This is a genomic window from Streptosporangium album, assembly GCF_014203795.1.
GTDB classification, from domain to species: domain Bacteria; phylum Actinomycetota; class Actinomycetes; order Streptosporangiales; family Streptosporangiaceae; genus Streptosporangium; species Streptosporangium album.
This window is the reverse complement of record NZ_JACHJU010000001.1, coordinates 1,474,282-1,494,844: the sequence shown is the minus strand read 5'-3', so window position 1 is coordinate 1,494,844 and position 20,563 is coordinate 1,474,282. Positions and strand designations below refer to the sequence as shown.

Annotated in this window: 14 protein-coding genes; 10 read left to right on the top strand and 4 right to left on the bottom strand. The window is 70.4% G+C overall.

Annotated features, from left to right (window positions below; all coding sequences use genetic code 11):
* Nucleotides 1-59 precede the first annotated feature (59 nt).
* Nucleotides 60-1,175 carry a hypothetical protein gene (locus FHR32_RS07055; protein ID WP_184753551.1) on the top strand — a complete coding sequence of 372 codons (1,116 nt, stop codon included), beginning with the start codon at nt 60-62 and terminating at the stop codon, nt 1,173-1,175.
* A gap of 33 nt (nt 1,176-1,208) precedes the next feature.
* A complete protein-coding gene (locus FHR32_RS07050; protein WP_184753550.1) occupies nt 1,209-1,916 on the top strand; it encodes a WXG100 family type VII secretion target in 708 nt (235 codons plus the stop codon).
* Between the two features lie 118 nt (nt 1,917-2,034).
* On the opposite strand, the gene eccB is transcribed toward FHR32_RS07050, so the two are convergent.
* The 4 genes from eccB to mycP all read right to left on the bottom strand — a co-directional run bounded on the left by eccB (nt 2,035) and on the right by mycP (nt 9,513).
* Nucleotides 2,035-3,480 (bottom strand): type VII secretion protein EccB, encoded by a 1,446-nt coding sequence (gene eccB / locus FHR32_RS07045; protein ID WP_184753549.1) that lies wholly within the window; start codon nt 3,478-3,480, stop codon nt 2,035-2,037.
* A 143-nt stretch (nt 3,481-3,623) separates the two neighbouring features.
* Nucleotides 3,624-5,729 carry a serine/threonine protein kinase gene (locus FHR32_RS07040; protein WP_312882097.1) on the bottom strand — a complete coding sequence of 702 codons (2,106 nt, stop codon included), beginning with the start codon at nt 5,727-5,729 and terminating at the stop codon, nt 3,624-3,626.
* Nucleotides 5,730-6,070: 341 nt separating this feature from the next.
* A complete protein-coding gene (locus FHR32_RS07035) occupies nt 6,071-8,167 on the bottom strand; it encodes a protein kinase domain-containing protein (protein ID WP_312882096.1) in 2,097 nt (698 codons plus the stop codon).
* 194 nt (nt 8,168-8,361) lie between these two features.
* The gene (gene mycP / locus FHR32_RS07030) at nt 8,362-9,513 is read right to left on the bottom strand and encodes a type VII secretion-associated serine protease mycosin (protein WP_184753546.1); all 1,152 of its coding nucleotides are present in this window, start codon (nt 9,511-9,513) and stop codon (nt 8,362-8,364) included.
* A 197-nt stretch (nt 9,514-9,710) separates the two neighbouring features.
* Between mycP and FHR32_RS07025 the strand changes: the two genes are divergently transcribed.
* The 8 genes from FHR32_RS07025 to gatB all read left to right on the top strand — a co-directional run bounded on the left by FHR32_RS07025 (nt 9,711) and on the right by gatB (nt 20,460).
* Nucleotides 9,711-10,715: a methionine synthase gene (locus tag FHR32_RS07025; RefSeq protein WP_184753545.1), complete on the top strand. Its 1,005-nt coding sequence runs from the start codon at nt 9,711-9,713 to the stop codon at nt 10,713-10,715.
* A 133-nt stretch (nt 10,716-10,848) separates the two neighbouring features.
* Nucleotides 10,849-13,038, top strand: coding sequence for an NAD-dependent DNA ligase LigA (gene ligA, locus FHR32_RS07020; protein WP_184753544.1), 2,190 nt, complete (start codon nt 10,849-10,851; stop codon nt 13,036-13,038).
* Nucleotides 13,039-13,166: 128 nt separating this feature from the next.
* Complete coding sequence (locus FHR32_RS07015; protein ID WP_184753543.1) at nt 13,167-15,248, top strand: putative bifunctional diguanylate cyclase/phosphodiesterase; 2,082 nt, start codon at nt 13,167-13,169, stop codon at nt 15,246-15,248.
* Between the two features lie 217 nt (nt 15,249-15,465).
* The gene (gatC, locus tag FHR32_RS07010) at nt 15,466-15,765 is read left to right on the top strand and encodes an Asp-tRNA(Asn)/Glu-tRNA(Gln) amidotransferase subunit GatC (protein WP_184753542.1); all 300 of its coding nucleotides are present in this window, start codon (nt 15,466-15,468) and stop codon (nt 15,763-15,765) included.
* Nucleotides 15,762-17,252 (top strand): Asp-tRNA(Asn)/Glu-tRNA(Gln) amidotransferase subunit GatA, encoded by a 1,491-nt coding sequence (gene gatA / locus FHR32_RS07005; RefSeq protein WP_184753541.1) that lies wholly within the window; start codon nt 15,762-15,764, stop codon nt 17,250-17,252. Before gatC ends, gatA begins: the two co-directional genes overlap by 4 nt.
* Nucleotides 17,253-17,291: 39 nt before the next feature.
* Complete coding sequence (locus FHR32_RS07000; RefSeq protein ID WP_184753540.1) at nt 17,292-18,380, top strand: AAA family ATPase; 1,089 nt, start codon at nt 17,292-17,294, stop codon at nt 18,378-18,380.
* Nucleotides 18,377-18,955 (top strand): hypothetical protein, encoded by a 579-nt coding sequence (locus FHR32_RS06995; protein WP_184753539.1) that lies wholly within the window; start codon nt 18,377-18,379, stop codon nt 18,953-18,955. Before FHR32_RS07000 ends, FHR32_RS06995 begins: the two co-directional genes overlap by 4 nt.
* Nucleotides 18,952-20,460: an Asp-tRNA(Asn)/Glu-tRNA(Gln) amidotransferase subunit GatB gene (gatB, locus tag FHR32_RS06990; RefSeq protein ID WP_312882094.1), complete on the top strand. Its 1,509-nt coding sequence runs from the start codon at nt 18,952-18,954 to the stop codon at nt 20,458-20,460. The genes FHR32_RS06995 and gatB overlap by 4 nt, the downstream gene beginning before the upstream one ends.
* The last annotated feature ends 103 nt before the right edge of the window (nt 20,461-20,563 follow it).

Sequence of the window (20,563 nt, the reverse complement as noted above, 5' to 3'; positions counted from 1 at the left end):
AAACGGAGGGGTGGGATGGGCGAGACATCAGGTAACTCAGCCGGTCGGGGAGTCGCGGCATGACCGCTCCAGAGGTGGTCTTCACCGAAGGGAAGGTGAAGACCCTGGGGAGTTCCGTCGGCGAGTACGTCCCAGGCGTCAAAGAGAAAGCGAATAAAACTCGAAATAACGGGTTGCAGTGGCCTTACTGCGGGGTTGTTGGCATCGGGTTGGACCTCGCCCATGAGAACACCTGCGCGGGGTCGGCCGACGCCCTCGATGCCGCTGCGACCGCGTTGTCTTCATGGAAGACGGCCCTGGCGCAGGCGGACATGGCTTACAAGACGGCTGACGAGAAGAGTTCGATCGCCGAAGACACAGGGCGGAAAAAAACCAAATCCGACGATGACGATAAAGACTCTGATCCGGCCAAGCCTGGTGCTGGAGCAAAGGAGCTGCCCGGTTCCGATCCGGGGGGCATGCCATCGGGTTCGGGTCTCGACGGTGGCAAGCTGCCCGGCTCCGGTCTGGGGAACATGCCATCGGGTTCGGGTCTCGACGGTGGCAAGCTGCCCGGCTCCGGTCTGGGGAACATGCCATCGGGTTCGGGTCTCGACGGTGGCAAGCTGCCCGATTCCGGTCTGGGGAACAGGACGCTGCCCGATCTGAACCACACCGGGCCAGACGTGCCGAGAATGCCGGATGTGCCGGATGTGAAGGACGATCTGGCGAACTCCCCCAATCCGAACATCCCGAACACCTCGAACCTGGATCCGGGCGGTGTCAACGACAAGCTGTCCAAACCGGACCTGGGCAACCTCGCCAACAAGGACCCGAGGCAGACCGACCTGGCCGGTTACGATCCGAACAGCCTGACGACGCCTCAGACGAAGGTTCCGGACCCCGGAACGTGGTCGGGGAATCAGGGGAGTCAGACGGGAGCCGGTACAACCTCCGGTGGCGCCACCCTCCCCGGCGGAGCGGGAGGCGGTGGAGGCTCCTCCCCTCCGGCCGGCCCGCGAGCAGCCGGCATGAGCGGCGGCTCGATGTTCCCGCCCATGATGCCCCCGATGGGAGGAGGCGCCGGTGGCAACCCCGGTGAGGACAAGGAGACATCCTCCCTACTGACCGGAGACGAGAGCGACTGGGACGCCGACATCGACGTGGCGCCTCCCGTGATCGGCCAGGAGCAGTGACGCGGCGGAGCGGCAGGGCGGAGGGGAATCGTCGTGGAGTATGAAGTCGACGTCTGGAAATACACGGGGGCGGTGGCGACGACGGCCGCCGCCGCACTGATCCTCAAGCGCCGGAAGGCGTTGGCCATCGCCGCGGCGCTCGGCCTGATGGTGTCCAACCCGGGCAGCATGAAGAAATGCGCGCAGGAATGGCGAGAGAGCGGCACCGAGGTCAATCTCGCATCTCTCAGAGACGAGATAACCCGTCTGAAGAATCAGATCAAGGCGGACAAGCACTGGGAAGGCGAAGCCTACGAGGCCTTCAGCATCGTGGCGGACGCCTTCATCGCGGCGCTGGACGAGAACCAGAAATGTCGCAAGGGCGCAGCCGACACACTTGACCAGACGGCGCTCGCCTATCACGCGGGCGCCGATTTCGCCGTCGTCGTGGCCGCGGCGATGAGCGCGATGGCGACGGCCTACGTCATCAGCGCCCCCTTCCCTCAGTTAAGGACGGCGGTGAATCTTATGATCAACCCCGTCCTCGACAGGATCGACACTGTCGTCAAAGCCGTCGTCAAGAGGAAGATGACGCTCGTCGGCGGCGCCGGGGCCATCCTCGCGGTGGTCAACGGCTTCCAGTACGACCAGAAGCATCTGTTCATGGGGATGAAGGCCCTGCCGGAGAAGGAGCCCGACTTCACCCAGACAGGCCTGCAGTACGACAAGAAGTTCGGCCTGAGGAAGAAGGTCATCGCTTAGGCCGCGGAGATGTCACTGCCGGCGGGCGGCGTCATACCCGGCGTCGGCTGACGGCATATCCCGCGGGCCCCGTGCCCGTACGGCGCGGGGCCCGCGGAGGCGGTGACCGCCTGGGTGCCTACCGCTGCTGGGGAGCCGTCGCCGACGGGTTGGCCTGGACGGGATTGCGGGCGGCCGCGGGGTCGAGCGCGGGGCCCTCGGGGATCAGGTGCACGAGCTGCGCCGGAAGCGGAGCGATGTCCTCCGACGAGTAGCCGAGGCTCGGAAGCACGTTCGCGGACAGGATGGCGTGCCGCCGCCCCTGGTCGCCGATCAGGTAGAGCGACGTCACGGAGTCCGTCCTGCCGTTCCCCGGCAGCGTCCCCACCAGGGCGCCGGAGCCCGGTGAGAGCGTCACCTGGTCGACGGTGCTCTGGTTGAACCATCCCTTCGGCGGCTGAGGGAGGGGCGCCGTGCTGCCGACCGTCAGCGCCGCCCGGGTCGAGCCGCGTTCCGTGTCGGAGTAGACGGCGCAGAGAGGGCTCGTCGGCGACGGCGGGATGATCTTCGGCATGGTCGTGGGCAGCCCGCTGCCGTCCAGACGCGTGCCGGACTGCCGCATCCCGTTCGCGGTCGCGGGAGCCAGTGGCTTCGGCAGCGGCTCCGCCTGGCCGTACGCCTTCTTGATGACGGGGTCCGCCAGCAGCAGGGTGGCCTGGGTCGGGGTGAGGTCCGCCAGGCCGTCGGCGAGCAGGACGTACCACTTCGCGGGTCCGCCGGTCACCGCCGGCACGGTGAACACCCGTCCCACCGCGGACCACTTGCCGTCGGGTCCGCGTGTCCTGCCGCCGAGGCCCGGGATCGACGGGCTCTGGAAGTCAGGCCCGATGGGCACCCCGTTGAGCCAGGCGGCCGGGACCTGGCGGGGCTGCCCCTGGGTCAGCGCCCGCACGCCCTTGGCGGGAACGCGCATCCGCCGGTCCGCCCAGAGCAGCCAGGCCTGGCCCCCTTCCGCGACGACCATGGCCGTACCCTGCTCGATCGGATTGCCGCCGACGCCGAACCCGCCGATCAGCGAGGTGTACGGCCTGCGCTCGCCGTTGGTGTCCACGCCCTCGGTGACGCACACCGACCAGGGGGTGCGGACCAGGCGGTCGTGGGCGGGCAGCGACTCGGGGGCGCCCTGGATGCCCACCAGCGCGCCGCGCGTGTACTTCGCGATCGAGGCGGCGGTGACCGTGCGCACCTTCACCTCCTGCTCGCCCAGCAGCAGCCTGGCGGAGGTCACGTTGGCGACGGGGATCATCTTCTTCTGCGGATCGCTGTAGACGAAGGTCGCGCCCGTCTCCTCCTCCACGATCACGGTCCCCGGATCGGTGAGCGCGGTCGCATTGCCCGGACGGAGCAGGCCCAGCACGCCGAAGACGGCGGCCACCAGCACCGCGACGAGCACGCCGCCGAACATCGCCACGTTCTGTCTGCGCATCGGTGACTCCGGCAGGTCCGGCTCCCCCTGGAGCAGGGCCATGCCCAGACGCTGAGTCATCAGCTTGTACGCCTGGTAAAGATCGCGGCGGGTCTGCATCTCACCTCCACATCGCCAGGTGCGCTGTCACCGATCAGCATAGAAGCGTGATCAAGGAACGGGATCATCGACAGTGGTAAACGGTGGCGTTGCGCTACCTGACCGGCCGGGACTGAGCCGGCCGGTCAGGTCCGCCTACTGGGTCATCCGCAGTTGGCCCAGTCGGCGCCGGTGCTGCCGGTGGAGCCGCCGCCGGTGAAGCGGACGCATTTGCCCCTGGCGGAGAGGTAGACCGGTCCGGCGTAGTACTCGTAGTTGCCGCGGTCGGTCTTGCTGCCGCCGCCCTGGACTTCGAGGGTGGCGAAGACCGAGGTGGCGGTGCCCACGTTGGTGCTCTTCATGGTGACCACGCAGTTGGAGCCGGTGGAGGTGTTGTAGAGCTGGTAGACGGTTCCGCCGCTGAAGGAGGCGGACCGCTGCACGTAGTAGCCCGAGCCGCAGACCCGCTGCGGGCTGTAGGGGTTGGGACGCGAGGGAGGGGGCGTCGATTTCGTCGGTTTCGGCGCGGCGGTGGGTTGAGCCGCCTTCGTCGGTTGTGCGGTATTGGTCGGCTGCACCGGTTTCGGCGCGGCGGTGGGTTGCGCGGTCTTGGTCGGCTGCGTCGGTTTCGGCGCGGCGGTGGGTTGTGCGGGCTTCGTGGGTTGTGCGGTATTGGTCGGCTGCACCGGCTTCGTGGGCTGCGCGGTCTTGGTCGGCTGGGCCGTCCTGGTGGGCTGCGCGGCCTTGGTGGGCTGGGCCGTTCTGGTGGATGCCGGGGCGGGAGCCTGCGAGGGCTTCCGCCCCGAGTCCGCCTTGGGCGCACGCGTCGACGTGGGTCTGGAGGTCGGCTTGGACGTCCGACCGGACTTGGGATTCCCCGTGTTCTTCGGCGCGCTCTTGGGCTTGGCGGTCGATGTGGGGGTGGTTCCGTCGCCGGGCTTCTTGGCCTCCGGTGCCGTGGTCGCCGGGTACGTCGGCACCGTGATCGGCGGCAGGGCGACGGACGAGACCGGCGACGGGGCCGTGGGGCTCTCCGTGGGGCTCTCCGTGGGCAGCTGTATCGGCCTGACATCCGGGGTCTGAGGATCGGCTGTGGTGCCTCCGGGCGCGGTCATCCCGTCCGCCGGGGCCTCCCCGCCGCCCTGTCGCTGCCCCGCCGGCGCTGAGAGGACATCGGTGATCTTCTCGTTGGCCGCCGCCCGTTGCGCGTCGCCGAGGGGGGCGGAATTTCCGGCGGCCCACAGCCCGAGTCCGGACAGGAGGGCGAACACACCGACGCAGGCGGCCAGCACGAGGGGGAAACGGCTGCTCTTCGGCCGGTTCCCGGCCGGTGCGGCTGCCGGAGCCGGGGGCGCGTCCGCCGGGGGAGCGTTCACCGGCAGCGCCGGAGCTCCCCAGGCCGGCGGTGCCGTCGGCTGTGGCGCTCCGGTTCCCGGAACGGTTCCGGCCCGCGCTCCGGCGTCGTCTCCCGTGCCGGCCGCCGGAGCGGTTCCGCCCGGGGAGTCCGGCCCCGTCTCGGGACCGGCCGTACGGCTCTCCCGGCTCTCCCCGGTGATCTGGATTGCTGATTCTTCGCCGAGGAGGCGGAGCATGGCGGTTTTGGCGTCGGGGCGTTGGGCCGGCCATTTGTCGAGGCAGGCGATGAGGAGGGGGGCCAGTTCTGCCGGGATTCCGGTGAGGTTGGCGGGGCCTTCGATGACGTGGGCGGGTTGGCCGTCGAAGGGGGGTTGTCCGGTGGTGGCGTAGGCGAGGGTGGCGGCCCAGGAGAAGAGGTCGGCGGGTCTGCCGGTGCCGGTGCCGGGGATGGGGGGGCTGCCGGGGTTGAGTTCGGTGTGCAGGTATTCGGGGGCGCGGTAGTCGGGTTCGGGGCCGGTGATGCCCAGGCCGATGTCGCAGACGCGGGGTCCGTCGGGGCCGAGGATCACGGTGTCGGGGTTGAGGGCGCCGTGGGTGAGGCCGGCCAGGTGGATGGCGGTGAGTGCGGTGAGGGTGGCGATGGCCAGGCGTTCGAGGGCGTCGCCGTCCAGGGGGCCGTCGGTGGTGACCGTCTCGCGCAGGGAGCGGCCTTCGACGTGTTCGCGGACGATGTAGGGGGAGTCGTCGAACCAGCCGACGTCGATGAGTTTGGCGGTGTGGGCGCCGGAGACGCGTTTGGCGGCGTGTAGACCGTTGGTGATCTGCTCGCGGGCCTGGGGGGTGGCCTCAGGGCGGGGGGCGAGTACGCGGATGACGCGGAGGGTGTCCTCGTCGGGCAGGTGACCTAGGTACACGGCCTGCTGAGGGTCCTGGCTGAGTCGCCCGACGAGGATGTGGACGCCTACGCGTTCCGGATCTTCGGGCAGTAATGGGTTCAAATCCCCCATTGCATTCCTTCCACCTCAACTACCGACAAGTATCACCATCGGCCTATCTAGCACTATCTAACCAAACATGTCACAGCCGTATCGCCGGTTTCGGATGTCTGTTCCGCTCCATCTCGCCCGGCCCCATCCCCGGCAAGCTGCCCGGACCATGGCGGAGGCCCCCTCCCTGGACGGGAAGGGGGCCTCCGTTGGGATATGCCGTCAGTCCGACGGCGCTCTCCGGTTCCGTTCAGCCGGTGGCCGATGGGTCATCCGCAGTTGGCCCAGTCGGCGCCGGTGCTGCCGGTGGAGCCGCCGCCGGTGAAGCGGACGCATTTGCCCCTGGCGGAGAGGTAGACCGGTCCGGCGTAGTACTCGTAGTTGCCGCGGTCGGTCTTGCTGCCGCCGCCCTGGACTTCGAGGGTGGCGAAGACCGAGGTGGCGGTGCCCACGTTGGTGCTCTTCATGGTGACCACGCAGTTGGAGCCGGTGGAGGTGTTGTAGAGCTGGTAGACGGTTCCGCCGCTGAAGGAGGCGGACCGCTGCACGTAGTAGCCCGAGCCACAGACCTGCTGCGGGGTGTGGGGGTTGGGACGCGAGGCCGGAGGAGTCGACGAGGAGGGCTTCGGCGTCGGTTTGGCGGTCCAGCTCGGCTCGATGGTCGCCGGGGCCGACGAGGAGGGCTCCGGCGTCGGTTTGGCGGTCCAGCTCGGCTCGATGGTCGCCGGAGTCGACGAGGAGGGCTTCGACGTCGGCTTGGCGGTGGCCGTGGGAGCCGTCCAGGAGGGCCTCGGCGTCGGCTTGGCGGTGGTCGTGGCGGTCGGGTGGGACGGCTGGGGCGTCGGCTTGACGGTGACCGTCGGTGCCGCCGTGGGCGTCGGAGACGGGACGGGCTCCGACGCGGTCGGCGTCGGAGTCGGGGTCACGTCCGGGTCCGGGGTCGGCGACTCGCTCGAGGTGGCCGTCGGCGCCGGGGTCGGCTCGACGGTCATCGTCGCCGTCGCCGTCGCGGTGACCGTCGCCGTCGGTGCCGGGGTGGCCGGCGCCTGGGTGGTGGGCGCCACGGTGGGCGCCGACGTGGTGTCCGGCACGGTGGGCACGGTGCTCGGGATCGCCGGTGGCGTGACGAACGAGGTCAGCGACGGGACGGGGACCTCCGGGGTCTCCGTGACAAGCTGCATCGGCCCGACATCCGGGACCTGCGGATCGGTCGTGGCGCCCCAGGGCACGGTCACCCTGTCGACCGGTTCGTTCCCGATGCCCTGTCCGTCGCCTTCCCCTCGCGCAGGGTTCTGCCGGGACTGGTCGACCAGTCCCAGCGACGCGTGGGGGGCCGCCTCGCCGGCCGCCGCCCGCTGCGTGTCGCCGAGGGAGGAGTAGCTTCCGGCGGCCCACAGCCCGAGTCCGGACAGCAGGGCGACCACGCCGACGCAGGCGGCCAGTGCGAGGGAGAGGCCGCCCTTCTTCTTCGGCCGATCGGCGGACTGGGCCGCCCCTTGCAGCACGAACGTCGCCTGTGCCGGAGGAGTCGCGTCCTGTGGAAGCGGCGGCGCGCCCCAGCCGGATGCCGCGGACGGCTGGGAAGGGCCGGAGACGGGCTGCTGCGGTACGGCCGGCAGCGCCTCGCCCTGCCACGTGTCGTCCCCGGTGATCTGGATTGCTGATTCTTCGCCGAGGAGGCGGAGCATGGCGGTTTTGGCGTCGGGGCGTTGGGCCGGCCATTTGTCGAGGCAGGCGATGAGGAGGGGGGCCAGTTCTGCCGGGATTCCGGTGAGGTTGGCGGGGCCTTCGATGACGTGGGCGGGTTGGCCGTCGAAGGGGGGTTGTCCGGTGGTGGCGTAGGCGAGGGTGGCGGCCCAGGAGAAGAGGTCGGCGGGTCTGCCGGTGCCGGTGCCGGGGATGGGGGGGCTGCCGGGGTTGAGTTCGGTGTGCAGGTATTCGGGGGCGCGGTAGTCGGGTTCGGGGCCGGTGATGCCCAGGCCGATGTCGCAGACGCGGGGTCCGTCGGGGCCGAGGATCACGGTGTCGGGGTTGAGGGCGCCGTGGGTGAGGCCGGCCAGGTGGATGGCGGTGAGTGCGGTGAGGGTGGCGATGGCCAGGCGTTCGAGGGCGTCGCCGTCCAGGGGGCCGTCGGTGGTGACCGTCTCGCGCAGGGAGCGGCCTTCGACGTGTTCGCGGACGATGTAGGGGGAGTCGTCGAACCAGCCGACGTCGATGAGTTTGGCGGTGTGGGCGCCGGAGACGCGTTTGGCGGCGTGTAGACCGTTGGTGATCTGCTCGCGGGCCTGGGGGGTGGCCTCAGGGCGGGGGGCGAGTACGCGGATGACGCGGAGGGTGTCCTCGTCGGGCAGGTGACCTAGGTACACGGCCTGCTGAGGGTCCTGGCTGAGTCGCCCGACGAGGATGTGGACGCCTACGCGTTCCGGATCTTCGGGCAGTAATGGGTTCAAATCCCCCATTGCATTCCTTCCACCTCAACTACCGGTAAAGCTACTAATAGGTTTATCTGCGTCTATCAAAGCAAATACGAGCCCCTACGTTCACTGATTTCCCATCTCTTTCACGTCCCGTTCTCCAGAGTTCCCGGCCGCCACCTGCGGCGGCGTCCCAGGGGGATCGCGACGCTACCCAACGTGACCACGACGGCCGTCATCAGCGAGAGCAGCGCGACCCAGACGGCGATCGAGATGCTCTGGGAGTCAACCGGCGGCGCGGGCCGTATCGCGTCGGCCGCCAGCGGCGCGGGCTCCTGCGGTGCGAGCGCGACCGTCTCCGAGGGCAGGATCGCCGAGACCGCCAGCAGCGGGTTGACCATGCCCGCACCGGTCCCGGTCCCGGACCCGCCGTCGGCGGTGAGCGCGATGCGCCGCACCACCTCCGCGTTGGTCAGCTCCGGATAGCGGGAGCGGACCAGCGCGACGGTCCCGGCCACGTACGGTGCGGCGAAACTGGTGCCCACCAGTCCCTCTTTGTAGGCCCGGAAGGGCCAGGTGCTGGTGATCTCCTTGCCGGGGCCCACCACGGTGACCGGCGTGGTGGCGTTCGAGGAGTCGACCCTGGCCCCGTCGGGACCGGCGCCGCCGACGGACAGGACTCCGGGGTAGGCGGCCGGATAGGAGGGGACGGGGGTGCCGTCCTCCTTCGTGGTGTTGCCCGCCGCCGCGACCACCACCACGTCCTTGGACAGCGCGTAGGCGACCGCGTTGTTCAGGTCGGGCACGTTGCTCGCCTCGACCGACACGTTGATCACGTCGGCGCCGAGTTCGACGGCCTTCACGATCGCCTGGGCCAGCCTGCCGACATCGCCCTGGCGGTCGTCGGTGTGTTTGATGGAGATCAGTTTCGCCGCCGGCGCGACCCCGACGAAAGGGCTCCCTTTCGTCGGGGCGGCGCCGATGATGCCCGCCACCGCCGTGCCGTGCCCGAAGCAGTCGCGGGTGCCGGTGCCGGTGACCTCGTACGCGCCGGCCCGCGTCAGCTGGGGATGGCCGGTGTTCAGGCCGCTGTCGATGACGGCGACGGTCACCCCGGCGCCCCTGGTCAGCTGCCACACGTCGGGCAGGTTGAATCGCCGCTGGGCCCACGACTCCCCGATGGTCAGGGTGCCGCGTTCGGGTAGGCACTTGGCGGGCTCCGCCGCCTCGGCCGGGGCCGCCGGAGCCGTGACCGCCAGCAACATCGACACCGCGACGAGCGCTCGACCGATCATCATGCGTCCCCCAAGGCGGATGAATATCGGTCAAAACCATACTCAACTCGATCAACCCTTGTGTCGGGATGGAGAGGTCGTCCAGCCGGACGCGGCGTCCGCGGTCCTAAGCTGGCTGTCGTGGACGAGCGAGGCGGGCGGGCCAGCGGGCCCGGCGGCGCTCGCCCATGTCTCGACGAGCGTGGCGGGGAGCAGCGGGCATGAGTGGATATCCGTGGGGTGAGGCGGCGGCGACCGGTGTCGGGTCGCATCCGGGAACAGACCACGCGGAGGCGATCAGGGTCGTCTTCGGCGAGCTGCCCGCGCTGCCGTACCTGCCGGAGCTGCCCGCGCGGGGAGTGGGCGCCGACATGGTCGGGCGCACCGCGTCGCTGCTGGTGGAGCTCCCGGTGGAGGTGCAGCCGTCCGGCTGGCGTTTCGCCGACCGGCCGGGACGCGACGCGAAGCGGGCCCGCGACCACCTCGTGCGCGACCTCGACGCGCTGGAGGAGGCGGTCCAGGGATACGAGGGGCCCTTCAAGATCCAGGTGTGCGGGCCGTGGACGCTGGCCGGGGCGGTCGAGCTGCACTACGGCGACAAGACGCTCGCCGACCCCGGAGCCGTGCGCGACCTCATGGACTCCTTCGCCGAGGGGCTCGCCGCGCACGTCGCCGACGTGCGCCGGAGGGTGCCCGGAGCCACGGAGATCGTGGTGCAGCTCGACGAGCCCGGCCTGCCGGGCGTCCTCACCGGTACGGTGCCGACCGCGTCGGGTTTCGGGCGGCTGGCCGCCGTCGAGGCCTCGACCGCCGCGGAGCGCCTCAGGTCGGTGCTGCCCGCCGGCGCGTTCACGATCGTCCACTGCTGTGCTCCGGACGTGCCCTTCGGCGTCCTGCGCGCCGCGGGCGCGGGAGGCGTCTCGCTGGACGCCTCCCTGCTCAGGCGCCGGGACGAGGACGCGATCGGCGAGTCGGTCGAAGCCGGGATGGCCTTCTTCCTCGGCGTCGTGCCCGGCGTGGACTCGCGGCTGCCCGATGCCGGCGTGGCCGCCAAGCCGGCCATCGAACTCTGGCGCCGCCTCGGCTTCCCCGCCGCCGGCCTGGCCTCGCAGGTCGTGCTCACTCCCACCTGCGGGCTGGCCGGAGCCTCGCCCGCCTACGCCAGGGCGGCTCTGGCCGCCTCCCGGGAGGCGGCGCGCGTGCTGAGAGACGACCCCGACCGGTGACCGCCCTCCCCGGGCCCCGGAGACCCCGATGCCCGGGGAGACGCTTTCCCACCTCCGGGTAAGGACTTCTCGGGATGTCGGTGCCCGGCGATAGCGTTTCCCTTGGTCGGATTGACGAGGGGAGAGCTGGGCGATGGCTGCTGAGGTCGAGGGTGTTCCGGTTGCGGCGCTGGAACGGCACGCGGAGGTGGCCGAGCGGGTCGAGGAGGCCAACTGGCGTTACTACGTGCTCGACTCGCCCACCGCGAGCGACGCCCAGTACGACGCGTGGATGCGCGAGCTGCAGCGGCTGGAGGACGAGCACCCGAGCCTGCGCACGCCCGACTCGCCTACACAGAAGGTGGGCGCGCCCCTCTCCAGCGGCTTCACGTCGGTGGCGCACCTGCAGCGGATGGAGAGCCTGGACAACGCGTTCAACGCCGACGAGGTCGTCTCCTGGCAGGCGCGGGCCGAGCGGCTGGCCGAGCGCGACCCGGCCCCCTACCTGTGCGAGCTGAAGATCGACGGCCTGGCGATCGCGCTGGTCTACGAGAAGGGGCACCTGGTACGGGGGGTGACCCGCGGTGACGGTCGCGTTGGCGACGACGTGACGGCCAACGTGCGCACCATCGCCGACGTGCCGCAGCGCCTGACCGGTGACGGCGTGCCCGACCTGGTCGAGGTCCGGGGCGAGGTCTACATGCCCGTCGAGGGGTTCGAGAGGTTCAACGAGCAGTTGGTCGAGGCCGGCAGGCAGCAGGTCGCCAACCCGCGCAACGCGGCCGCGGGCTCGCTGCGGATGAAGGACCCACGGGACACCGCGCAGCGCCCGCTACGGATGATCGTCCACGGAGTCGGCAAATGGGAGGGCACCCTCATGCCGCCCTCCCAGTCGCAGATCTACGAGCGGCTCCGGGAGTTCGGCCTGCCGGTGAGTGACCTCTACAAGGTCGTCGACGACCTTGAGGGCATCAACGGATTCATCGAGTTCTACCGCGAGCACCGCCACGACCCGGCCTACGAGATCGACGGTGTCGTGGTGAAGGTCGACCGCGTCGAGCTCCAGCGCAACCTGGGCTCCACCAGCCGGGCGCCCCGCTGGGCGATCGCCTACAAATACCCGCCCGAGGAGGTCAACACCAGGCTCCTGGACATCCAGGTGGGCGTCGGCCGCACCGGCCGGGTCACGCCGTACGGCGTCATGGAGCCGATCGTCGTGGCCGGTTCCACGGTCGAGCGCGCCACGCTGCACAACGCCTCGGAGGTCGTGCGCAAGGGTGTGCGGATCGGTGACATGGTGGTGCTGCGCAAGGCGGGTGACGTGATCCCGGAGATCCTCAAGCCGGTCGAGGAGCTGCGCGACGGCACCGAGCGGGAGTTCACGATGCCGACGCACTGCCCGGAGTGCGGCACCGAGCTGGCCTACGAGAAAGAGGGCGACGCCGACCTGCGCTGCCCCAACGCCAGGGCGTGCCCGGCCCAGCTCCGCGAGCGGATCTTCTTCGCCGCCGGGCGCAAGGCCTTCGACGTCGAGGGACTGGGCTACGTGGCGGCCACCGCGCTGACCCAGCCGCTGCCTCCGCAGGAACCACTCATCCGCACCGAGGCCGATCTGTTCGACCTGACCGCCGAGCAGCTGCTGCCGATCCGCTCGGTGGTCCGCGACCCCGACACCGGGCTGCCCAAGATCGACCCGGAGACGGGTGACCCCAAGGTCGTCTCCTTCTTCGCCAACCAGAGCGGCGAGTTGAGCAAGAACGCCGAGAAGATGCTCCACGAGCTGGAGAAGGCGAAGGTCAAGGACGACAGGCCGGTCGCGCGGGTCCTGGTCGCGCTCTCCATCCGGCATGTCGGGCCGCCCACCGCACGGGCCCTCGCCGCCGAGTTCCGCTCGATCGACGCGATCGCCTCCGCCTCGGAGGAGGAGCTCGCCGCCGTCGAGGGGGTCGGTCCACGGGTGGCCGCCGCGATCCACGACTGGTTCGAGGTCGACTGGCACCGGGAGATCGTCGACCGGTGGAAGGCCGCGGGGGTCCGGATGGAGGACGAGCCGCCCTCCGATCAGCTCCCGCAGACCCTGGCCGGGCTCACCTTCGTGGTGACCGGCACCCTGGCCGCCTTCACCCGTGACGAGGCCGGTGCGGTCCTCACGAGCCGGGGCGGCAAGGTGGCGAGCTCGGTGTCGAAGAAGACCTCCTTCGTGGTGGCGGGGGAGAACGCCGGGTCCAAGCTCGACAAGGCGGCCAAGCTCGGCGTGCCGGTCCTCGACGAGAGCGGCCTGCAGATGCTCCTGACCCGGGGGCCGGAGGCGGCGGCCGACGTGGTGGTCAAGCAGGGAGAGTAATCGGGTGGTAAGGGGGTGGATGTCGCGTATGTTTCAAATGACCGGTAACGGAACGTACGCAACCGGTTTCGCGAAGTGGCCCAGAGGCCGTACTCTCCCATAGTGAACTAATGGGGGTTTTGTAACTCATGGCCGACCCAAATGACACACGCGACACCGGGCCCCGTGCCGGGTCACCCCTGTGGGCCTATCTCGCCACCGTCATCACGATCGGGTTCACCACCCTCGTCCTGGCCCAGTGGCGGATCAGCCCACCGGAGACGGTGGCCCTCGCCCACAGCCCGCTGTTCTGGATGCTGACGATCCTCGTCGTGCTGGGCGAGCTGCGGCCGGTGCTGCTGTCGTCGTCGGCGACGGTGGGCGGCACCTACCCGTCGACGATGTTCACCTTCGCCGCGCTGCTCCACTACGGGCTGCCGATCGCCGTGTTGATGCAGGCGGTCGGCATGGTCGTCAACAGCGTCGTCACCCGCAAGGCGTGGCACCGCGTCATGTTCAACATCGCGCAGGCGACGCTGGCCTGCACCGCGGCCGGCGGGGTGCTCGTGCTGCTCGGGGGCGGTCCGGCGCCGGAGGCGTCCTGGGTGCCCAGAGGGCCCGACCTGCTCGCCATCGGGCTGGCCGGGCTCGCCTACTTCGTGGTCCGGGGGCTGCTGGTGTCCGGCGCCGTGGCGTTGCACGAACGCCGGTCGATCAGCCGGGTGATCAGGACCACCATCGGTCACCAGAGCCTGGTCTACGCCGGGCTGCTCGGAATGGCCCCGCTGGTCGTGGTGGTGATGAACCACTCCCCGGCGCTGGTTCCGCTGTTCGTCGCGCCGCTGGCCGCGGTCTACTTCACCGCCACCATGTCGCTCCGCCGGGACCATCAGGCGATGCACGACGTCCTCACCGGCCTGCCCAACCGCAAGATGCTGGTGTTCAGCGCCGAAGAGGCGCTCGCCGAGACGCGGATGGGCGAGCAGGTCGGCCTGTTGCTGCTCGATCTCGACAGGTTCAAGGAGGTCAACGACACGCTGGGGCACCCGGTGGGTGACCGGCTGCTGCAGATCGTGGCGCACCGGCTCACCCACAGCGTACGGCCGGGCGACGTGGTGGCCCGGCTCGGCGGCGACGAGTTCGCGGTGCTGCTGCCCTCGGTCAGGGACGCCGCCGCGGCACGGGAGGTGGCCGCGCGGCTGCGGGTGGCCCTCACCGAGCCGGTCCGCCTGGAGGGGATGACCTTCGACCTGGACGCCTCGATCGGCATCGCGCTCCACCCCGACCACGCGCCGGACTTCGAGCTGTTGCTGCAACGGGCCGACGTGGCGATGTACCTGGCCAAGGAGGGACGGACCGGTGTCGAGATCTACGTCGCCGACAAGGACCGGAACAGTCCCGAACGGCTCAATCTCATCGGCGACCTGCGCAGGGCCATCGACCGTTCCGAGCTCCGGCTCCACTATCAGCCCAAGCTCGACCTGGCCAGTGGGCAGGTGCGCGGGGTCGAGGCGCTGCTGCGGTGGCGTCACCCCGAGCGGGGGATGATCTCCCCGGGAGAGTTCGTGCCGATGGCCGAGCAGTCGTACCTCATGCGGCATCTCACCCAGTACGTCATCGACGCGGCCCTGGAGCAGACGGCCCACTGGTGGCACACCGGTCTGCACGAGCAGGTGTCGGTAAACGTTTCCGCCCGGGACCTGCTCGACTCCGCCCTTCCCGACCGGCTGGAGGCCGGCCTCGCGCAGTACCGGCTGCCGCCCAAGGCCATCCAGCTCGAGGTCACCGAGCGCATCCTGATGACCGACCAGGCCTACACCGCGGACGCGGTCCGCGCCCTGGCCTCGCTCGGTGTGCCGCTCGCCCTGGACGACTTCGGCACCGGCTACTCCTCGCTGGTCCGCCTGCAGCGCCTGCCGGTCTCCGAGGTCAAGATCGACGCGTCGTTCGTCCGCAGGATCGGGGAGTCCAAGGACGACGAGCGGATCGTCCGCTCCATCGTGGACCTGGTCCGTTCCCTGGGGCTGCGCTCGGTCGCCGAAGGCGTCGAGTCGGCCGAGGTGGCCACCCGCCTGACCCGCATGGGATGCGACCTCGCCCAAGGCTGGCTGTTCGCCGAGCCCATGTCCGCCGCGGACGCCACCGTCTGGCTCCGCAAACACCGCGCCCCGGCCACGCCCGGCTTCCATCTCCCGAGCTCCGCCGAGGTGCTCGACTCCCAGAGAGCCTGAAGAGCGTGGGGAGCACACGCCCCCGCGCTCTTTCCCACCCCACGGACGGCCCCGGAAACCCGTCGCCCGCCCCTGATGTCCCGGAGGCGCGGGCGGCTCGCTCTTCGCCGTGGGTCCTCGGGTGGTTACCGGGCGGTTAATGAGTCAGGCACGTTAGGTCACGAGCCCTAAGATGACAGTGTCCAATTGCCATTCCACGAAACGGGTTCAACGACTCATGTCCGCCATAACCCGCGACGAGGTCGCTCACCTCGCCCGGCTGTCCCGGCTGGCGCTGGCCGACGAGGAGCTCGACCACTTCGCCGCCCAGCTCGATGTGATCATCGGTGCGGTCGCCCGCGTCGCCGAGGTGGCGGCCGACGACATCCCGCCGTCCTCGCACGCGCTCCCGCTCACCAACGTCTACCGTCCCGACGAGGTACGCCCCGGCCTGTCGCCCGAGGCGGCGCTGTCGGGCGCCCCGGCGGTCGAGGACGGCCGCTTCCGTGTTCCGCGCATCCTCGGGGAGGAAGCATGAGCCTCATCCACACGTCCGCCGCCGAGCTGGGCGCGCTGATCGCGAGCGGTGAGGTCTCGGCCGTGGAGGTCGCCCAGGCCCACCTCGCCCGGATCGCCGCCGTCGAACCGCAGGTCAACGCCTTCCTGCACGTCGACGCGGAGACGACCCTCGAGCAGGCCCGGGCCGTCGACGCCCGCAGGGCCGCGGGAGAGGACCTCGGCCCGCTGGCCGGCGTGCCGATCGCGCACAAGGACGTCTTCACCACCGTCGACATGCCGACCACGGCCGGATCCAAGATCCTTGAGGGTTATCGCCCGCCGTACGACGCCACCGTGACCCGCCGCCTGCGCGAGGCCGGGCTGGTGATCCTCGGCAAGACCAACCTCGACGAGTTCGCGATGGGCTCCTCCACGGAGAACTCGGCCTACGGCCCCACCCGCAACCCGTGGGACCTGAGCAAGATCCCGGGCGGATCCTCCGGCGGCTCGTCCGCCGCGGTCGCGGCCTACGAGGCCCCGCTGTCCACCGGCACCGACACCGGTGGCTCCATCCGCCAGCCCGCGGCCGTCACCGGCATCGTCGGCATGAAGCCGACCTACGGCGGCTCGTCCCGCTACGGCGTGATCGCCTTCGCGAGCTCCCTCGACACGCCCGGGCCCTTCGCCCGCAACGTCATGGACGCGGCGCTCCTGCACGAGGCGTTCTCCGGCCACGACGCCATGGACTCGACCTCCATCGACGCCCCGGTGCCCTCGGTCGTCGAGGCGGCGCGCAACGGTGACGTGGCCGGGCTGCGCATCGGCGTGGTCAAGGAGTTCGGCGGCGAGGGATACCAGGCCGGCGTGCTCGCCCGCTTCCACGAGACCGTCGAGCTGCTGGAGTCGCTGGGCGCGAAGGTCGTCGAGGTCTCCTGCCCGTCGTTCACCACGGCCCTCCCGGCCTACTACCTGATCGCCCCGTCGGAGGCCTCGTCCAACCTGGCCCGCTTCGACGCCATGCGGTACGGCCTGCGCGTCGGCGACGACGGCACGCGGAGCGCCGAGGAGGTCATGGCGCTGACCCGGGCGGCCGGTTTCGGCCCCGAGGTCAAGCGGCGCATCATCCTCGGCACCTACGCGCTGTCCAGCGGCTACTACGACGCCTACTACGGCCAGGCGCAGAAGGTCCGCACACTGATCGCGCGTGACTTCGAGGCGGCCTTCCACCAGGTGGACGTGCTCATCTCGCCGACCACGCCGACCACGGCGTTCCCGATCGGCGAGCGCGCCGACGACCCGATGGCGATGTATCTCGCCGACCTGTGCACCATCCCGACCAACCTGGCGGGCAACGCGGCCATCTCGGTGCCGATCGGCCTGGCCGACGAGGACGGCCTGCCGGTCGGCCTGCAGGTCATGGCCCCGGTGCTCGGCGACGACCGCTGCTACCGGGTCGGCGCCGCGGTGGAGAAGGCCCTCGAAGGGCGCTGGGGCGGCAGCCTGCTGTCCAAGGCCCCGGCGCTTTAAGGGCTTCGAGGCGACAGGGCGACAGGGGGGAAAGGCGGCATGATCACTCGGATCGAGATCGACGGGTTCAAGTCCTTCTTGAACTTCGACCTCGACGTGCCGCCCTTCCTCGTGCTGGTCGGTCCCAACGCGAGCGGCAAGTCGAACCTGTTCGACGCCCTCACGTTCGTCGCCGACGAGATCGCCGGTTCCGGCGGCCTGCTCGACGCGCGCAGGGGCCTGCCGGGGGAGCAGTTCCACCGGGTGGCGCGAGGGGCGCCCATTCCCGGGTTCGTCGTCTCGGTGGAGGCCCTGATCTCGCCGGAGCCCGGCGCGCTGCTGCCGATCCGGTTCGACGTGGGCGCGGAGATGGTGCTCAGGATCCCCAGGTCCAGCGGGTCCGTCATCAGCCATATGGCCCACCGACTCCCGGAGGAGCTGCTGGAGCTCATCGTCGAGGATCCGGAGCCGGAGATCACGCCTCGCCGTACGGTCCAGTCGTGGCGCCGCCACGTCCCGTCGCCGGTGGCCATGCGCCGCCGGTGCTCCCCGGCCGACCGCGGCCCGCTCGCGGCGGACGGTGCCAACCTCGCCGCGGTGCTCGGGCGGATGGCGGGATCGGCCGCGCTGGCCGACCTCATGGTCGACCTCGCCGGCGTGCTTCCCGACGTGGTCGCGCTGCTGCCCCGCGTCGACCGTGAGGAATGCTCCTTCGAGCTGGTCGTCGACGGTCAGGGGAAGGTGCCGGCCGCGCTGCTGTCGGACGGGACCCTGCGGACCCTCGGGCTGCTCGCCGCCCTGCACGATCCGGACCATCCCGGCACCCTCCTGGTGGAGGAGATCGAGAACAGCGTGCACCCGGCCAGCCTCGGCGAGCTGCTCCGCCGGATCCGGCAGCGCGTCGTCGAGCCGGGCGGCGCGAGGCCGTTCCGGCAGGTGATCCTCACCAGCCACTCCCCGGTGGTGGTCGCCGAGATCTACCAGACCGATCCCGACGCGCTGACCTTCCTGGACACCGCGGTCCGGGTCGACCCCGACAACGACCGGGTCTCACGGGTGACCGTCGCCAAGCCCGTCATGCCGGACGGTGAGCCGGGCACGTTCGTCTCGCCCCGGCAGGTCCGCAAATATCTGGGCGCCGCGGCATGAGCCGTCCGCTTGTCCCGGGTCTGGTCGCGGAGGGGGAGGCCGACGAGGGTTTCCTCGGCGTCGTCATCTCCCGGCAGCTCCGCGAGCTCACCTGGATGTCGCCCTACGCGGTCGACGTCGAGGCGACGGAGGTCGTCTCGTGCGACCGGGAGCACATGGTCACGGCGCTGGAGGAGCTCGCGGCGGACTGCCATCTACTCTTCACCCACGACGACCTGCGGGAGCGCGGCAAGGTAGGCGGAAAGGCGGACGGTGTCCGCTACCACTCGCACTACCTGGTCCCGGTCATCGGGCTGGGAGACACCGAGGCCTGGCTGCTCGCCGACCGCGGTGTGTGGGCCGGTCTGGAGGGGAGCGAGCTCGGCCTGCTGCCCGCCCGTCCACGCGACGTCGAGAGGATCACCGACCCGGCCGGGATCCTGGCCGCCACCGTTCCGCGGCGGGGGAAACCGATCCGCGACTACTTCGAATACATAGGACGGAACATCGATCTCGCGATCTTGGCCCAGGTGCCCGCGTACGCCGACTGGGTCGCCGAGACGAGGAACGCATTGAAGGGACTTGGTTACCTGTGAGCACCACCCATACGCTCATGCCGTACGACGAGGCGCTGGAGCGCTTCGAGCCGGTGCTTGGCCTGGAGACGCATGTCGAGCTGGGCACGGCGTCGAAGATGTTCTGCGGCTGCCCGACGACGTTCGGCGCTCCGCCGAACACCCACGTCTGCCCGGTCTGCCTGGCCCTGCCCGGCGCGCTGCCGACGGCCAACGCCGCGGCGATCGAGTCGACGATCCGCATCGGCCTGGCGCTCAACTGCTCGATCGCCGAGTGGTGCCGCTTCGCCCGGAAGAACTACTTCTATCCGGACATGCCGAAGAACTACCAGATCAGCCAGTACGACGAGCCGCTCTGCTCCGACGGCTACCTCGACGTCGAGGTGGAGGGCAGGACGGTGCGGATCGAGATCGAGCGGGTCCACCTGGAGGAGGACACCGGTAAGTCCACCCACGTGGGCGGGGCGACCGGCCGGATCCACGGCGCCGACTACTCGATCGTCGACTACAACCGCGCGGGCATCCCGCTGGTGGAGATCGTCACCAAGCCGATCCCCGGCACCGACCGGCTCGCTCCCGAGATCGCCCGTGCCTACGGCACCGAGCTGCGCGAGGTCATGCGCGGCCTCGGCGTCTCGGATGTGCGCATGGAGGAGGGGTCCATGCGTTTCGACGTGAACGTCTCCCTCATGCCGCGTGGTTCCTCCGAGTGGGGCACCCGTACCGAGACCAAGAACGTCAACTCGCTGCGCAGTGTCGAGCGCTCGGTCCGCGGCGAGATCGAGCGCCAGGCCGCGATCCTCGCGGGTGGCGGCCGGATCCTCCAGGAGACCCGCCACTTCCACGAGAACACCGGCACCACCACGTCGGGCCGGTCCAAGGAGGAGGCGCAGGACTACCGCTACTTCCCCGAGCCCGACCTGGTGCCGATCGCCCCCGACACCGCGTGGGTGGCCTCTCTCAAGGAGACCCTGCCGGAGCTGCCGAGCGTACGGCGCAAGCGGCTCCAGCAGGAGTGGGGCGTCTCCGGCCTCGACATGGAGGCCATGCACAACGCCGACGCCATCGGCCTGGTCGAGGCGACCGTCGCCGCCGGGGCCCCGCCCGCGGACGCCCGCAAGTGGTGGATGGGCGAGCTGGCCCGCCGGGCCAACGAGGCCGCGGTCCCGCTCAGCGAACTGCGGATCACCCCGGACCAGATCGCCCGGGTGTGCGCGATGGTCGCCGGGGGAGCGCTGAACGACAAGCTGGCCCGCCAGGTGCTGGAGGGCGTGCTGAACGGCGAGGGCTCCCCGGACGAGGTGGTGGCCGCACGCGGCCTGCAGATCGTCAACGACGAGGGTGAGCTGACGGCGATCATCGACCAGGTTCTGGCCGAGAACGCCGCGGCGGCCGACAAGGTCCGCAGCGGCAAGATCGCCGCAGTCGGCGCTCTCGTCGGCGGTGTCATGAAGGCCAGCCGCGGCAAGGCCGACGCCGGCCGGGCGCGTGAGCTGCTGCTGGAGAAGCTCGGCGTCTCCGAATAGGTCGCGGAGGCCGACGACGGCCAGGAGCTTGGCCGGACGCCCGGCTGGGATATCCCAGCCGGGCGCCTGCGCGATCCGCCGGCGGCCACCCGTGGGCAGACCC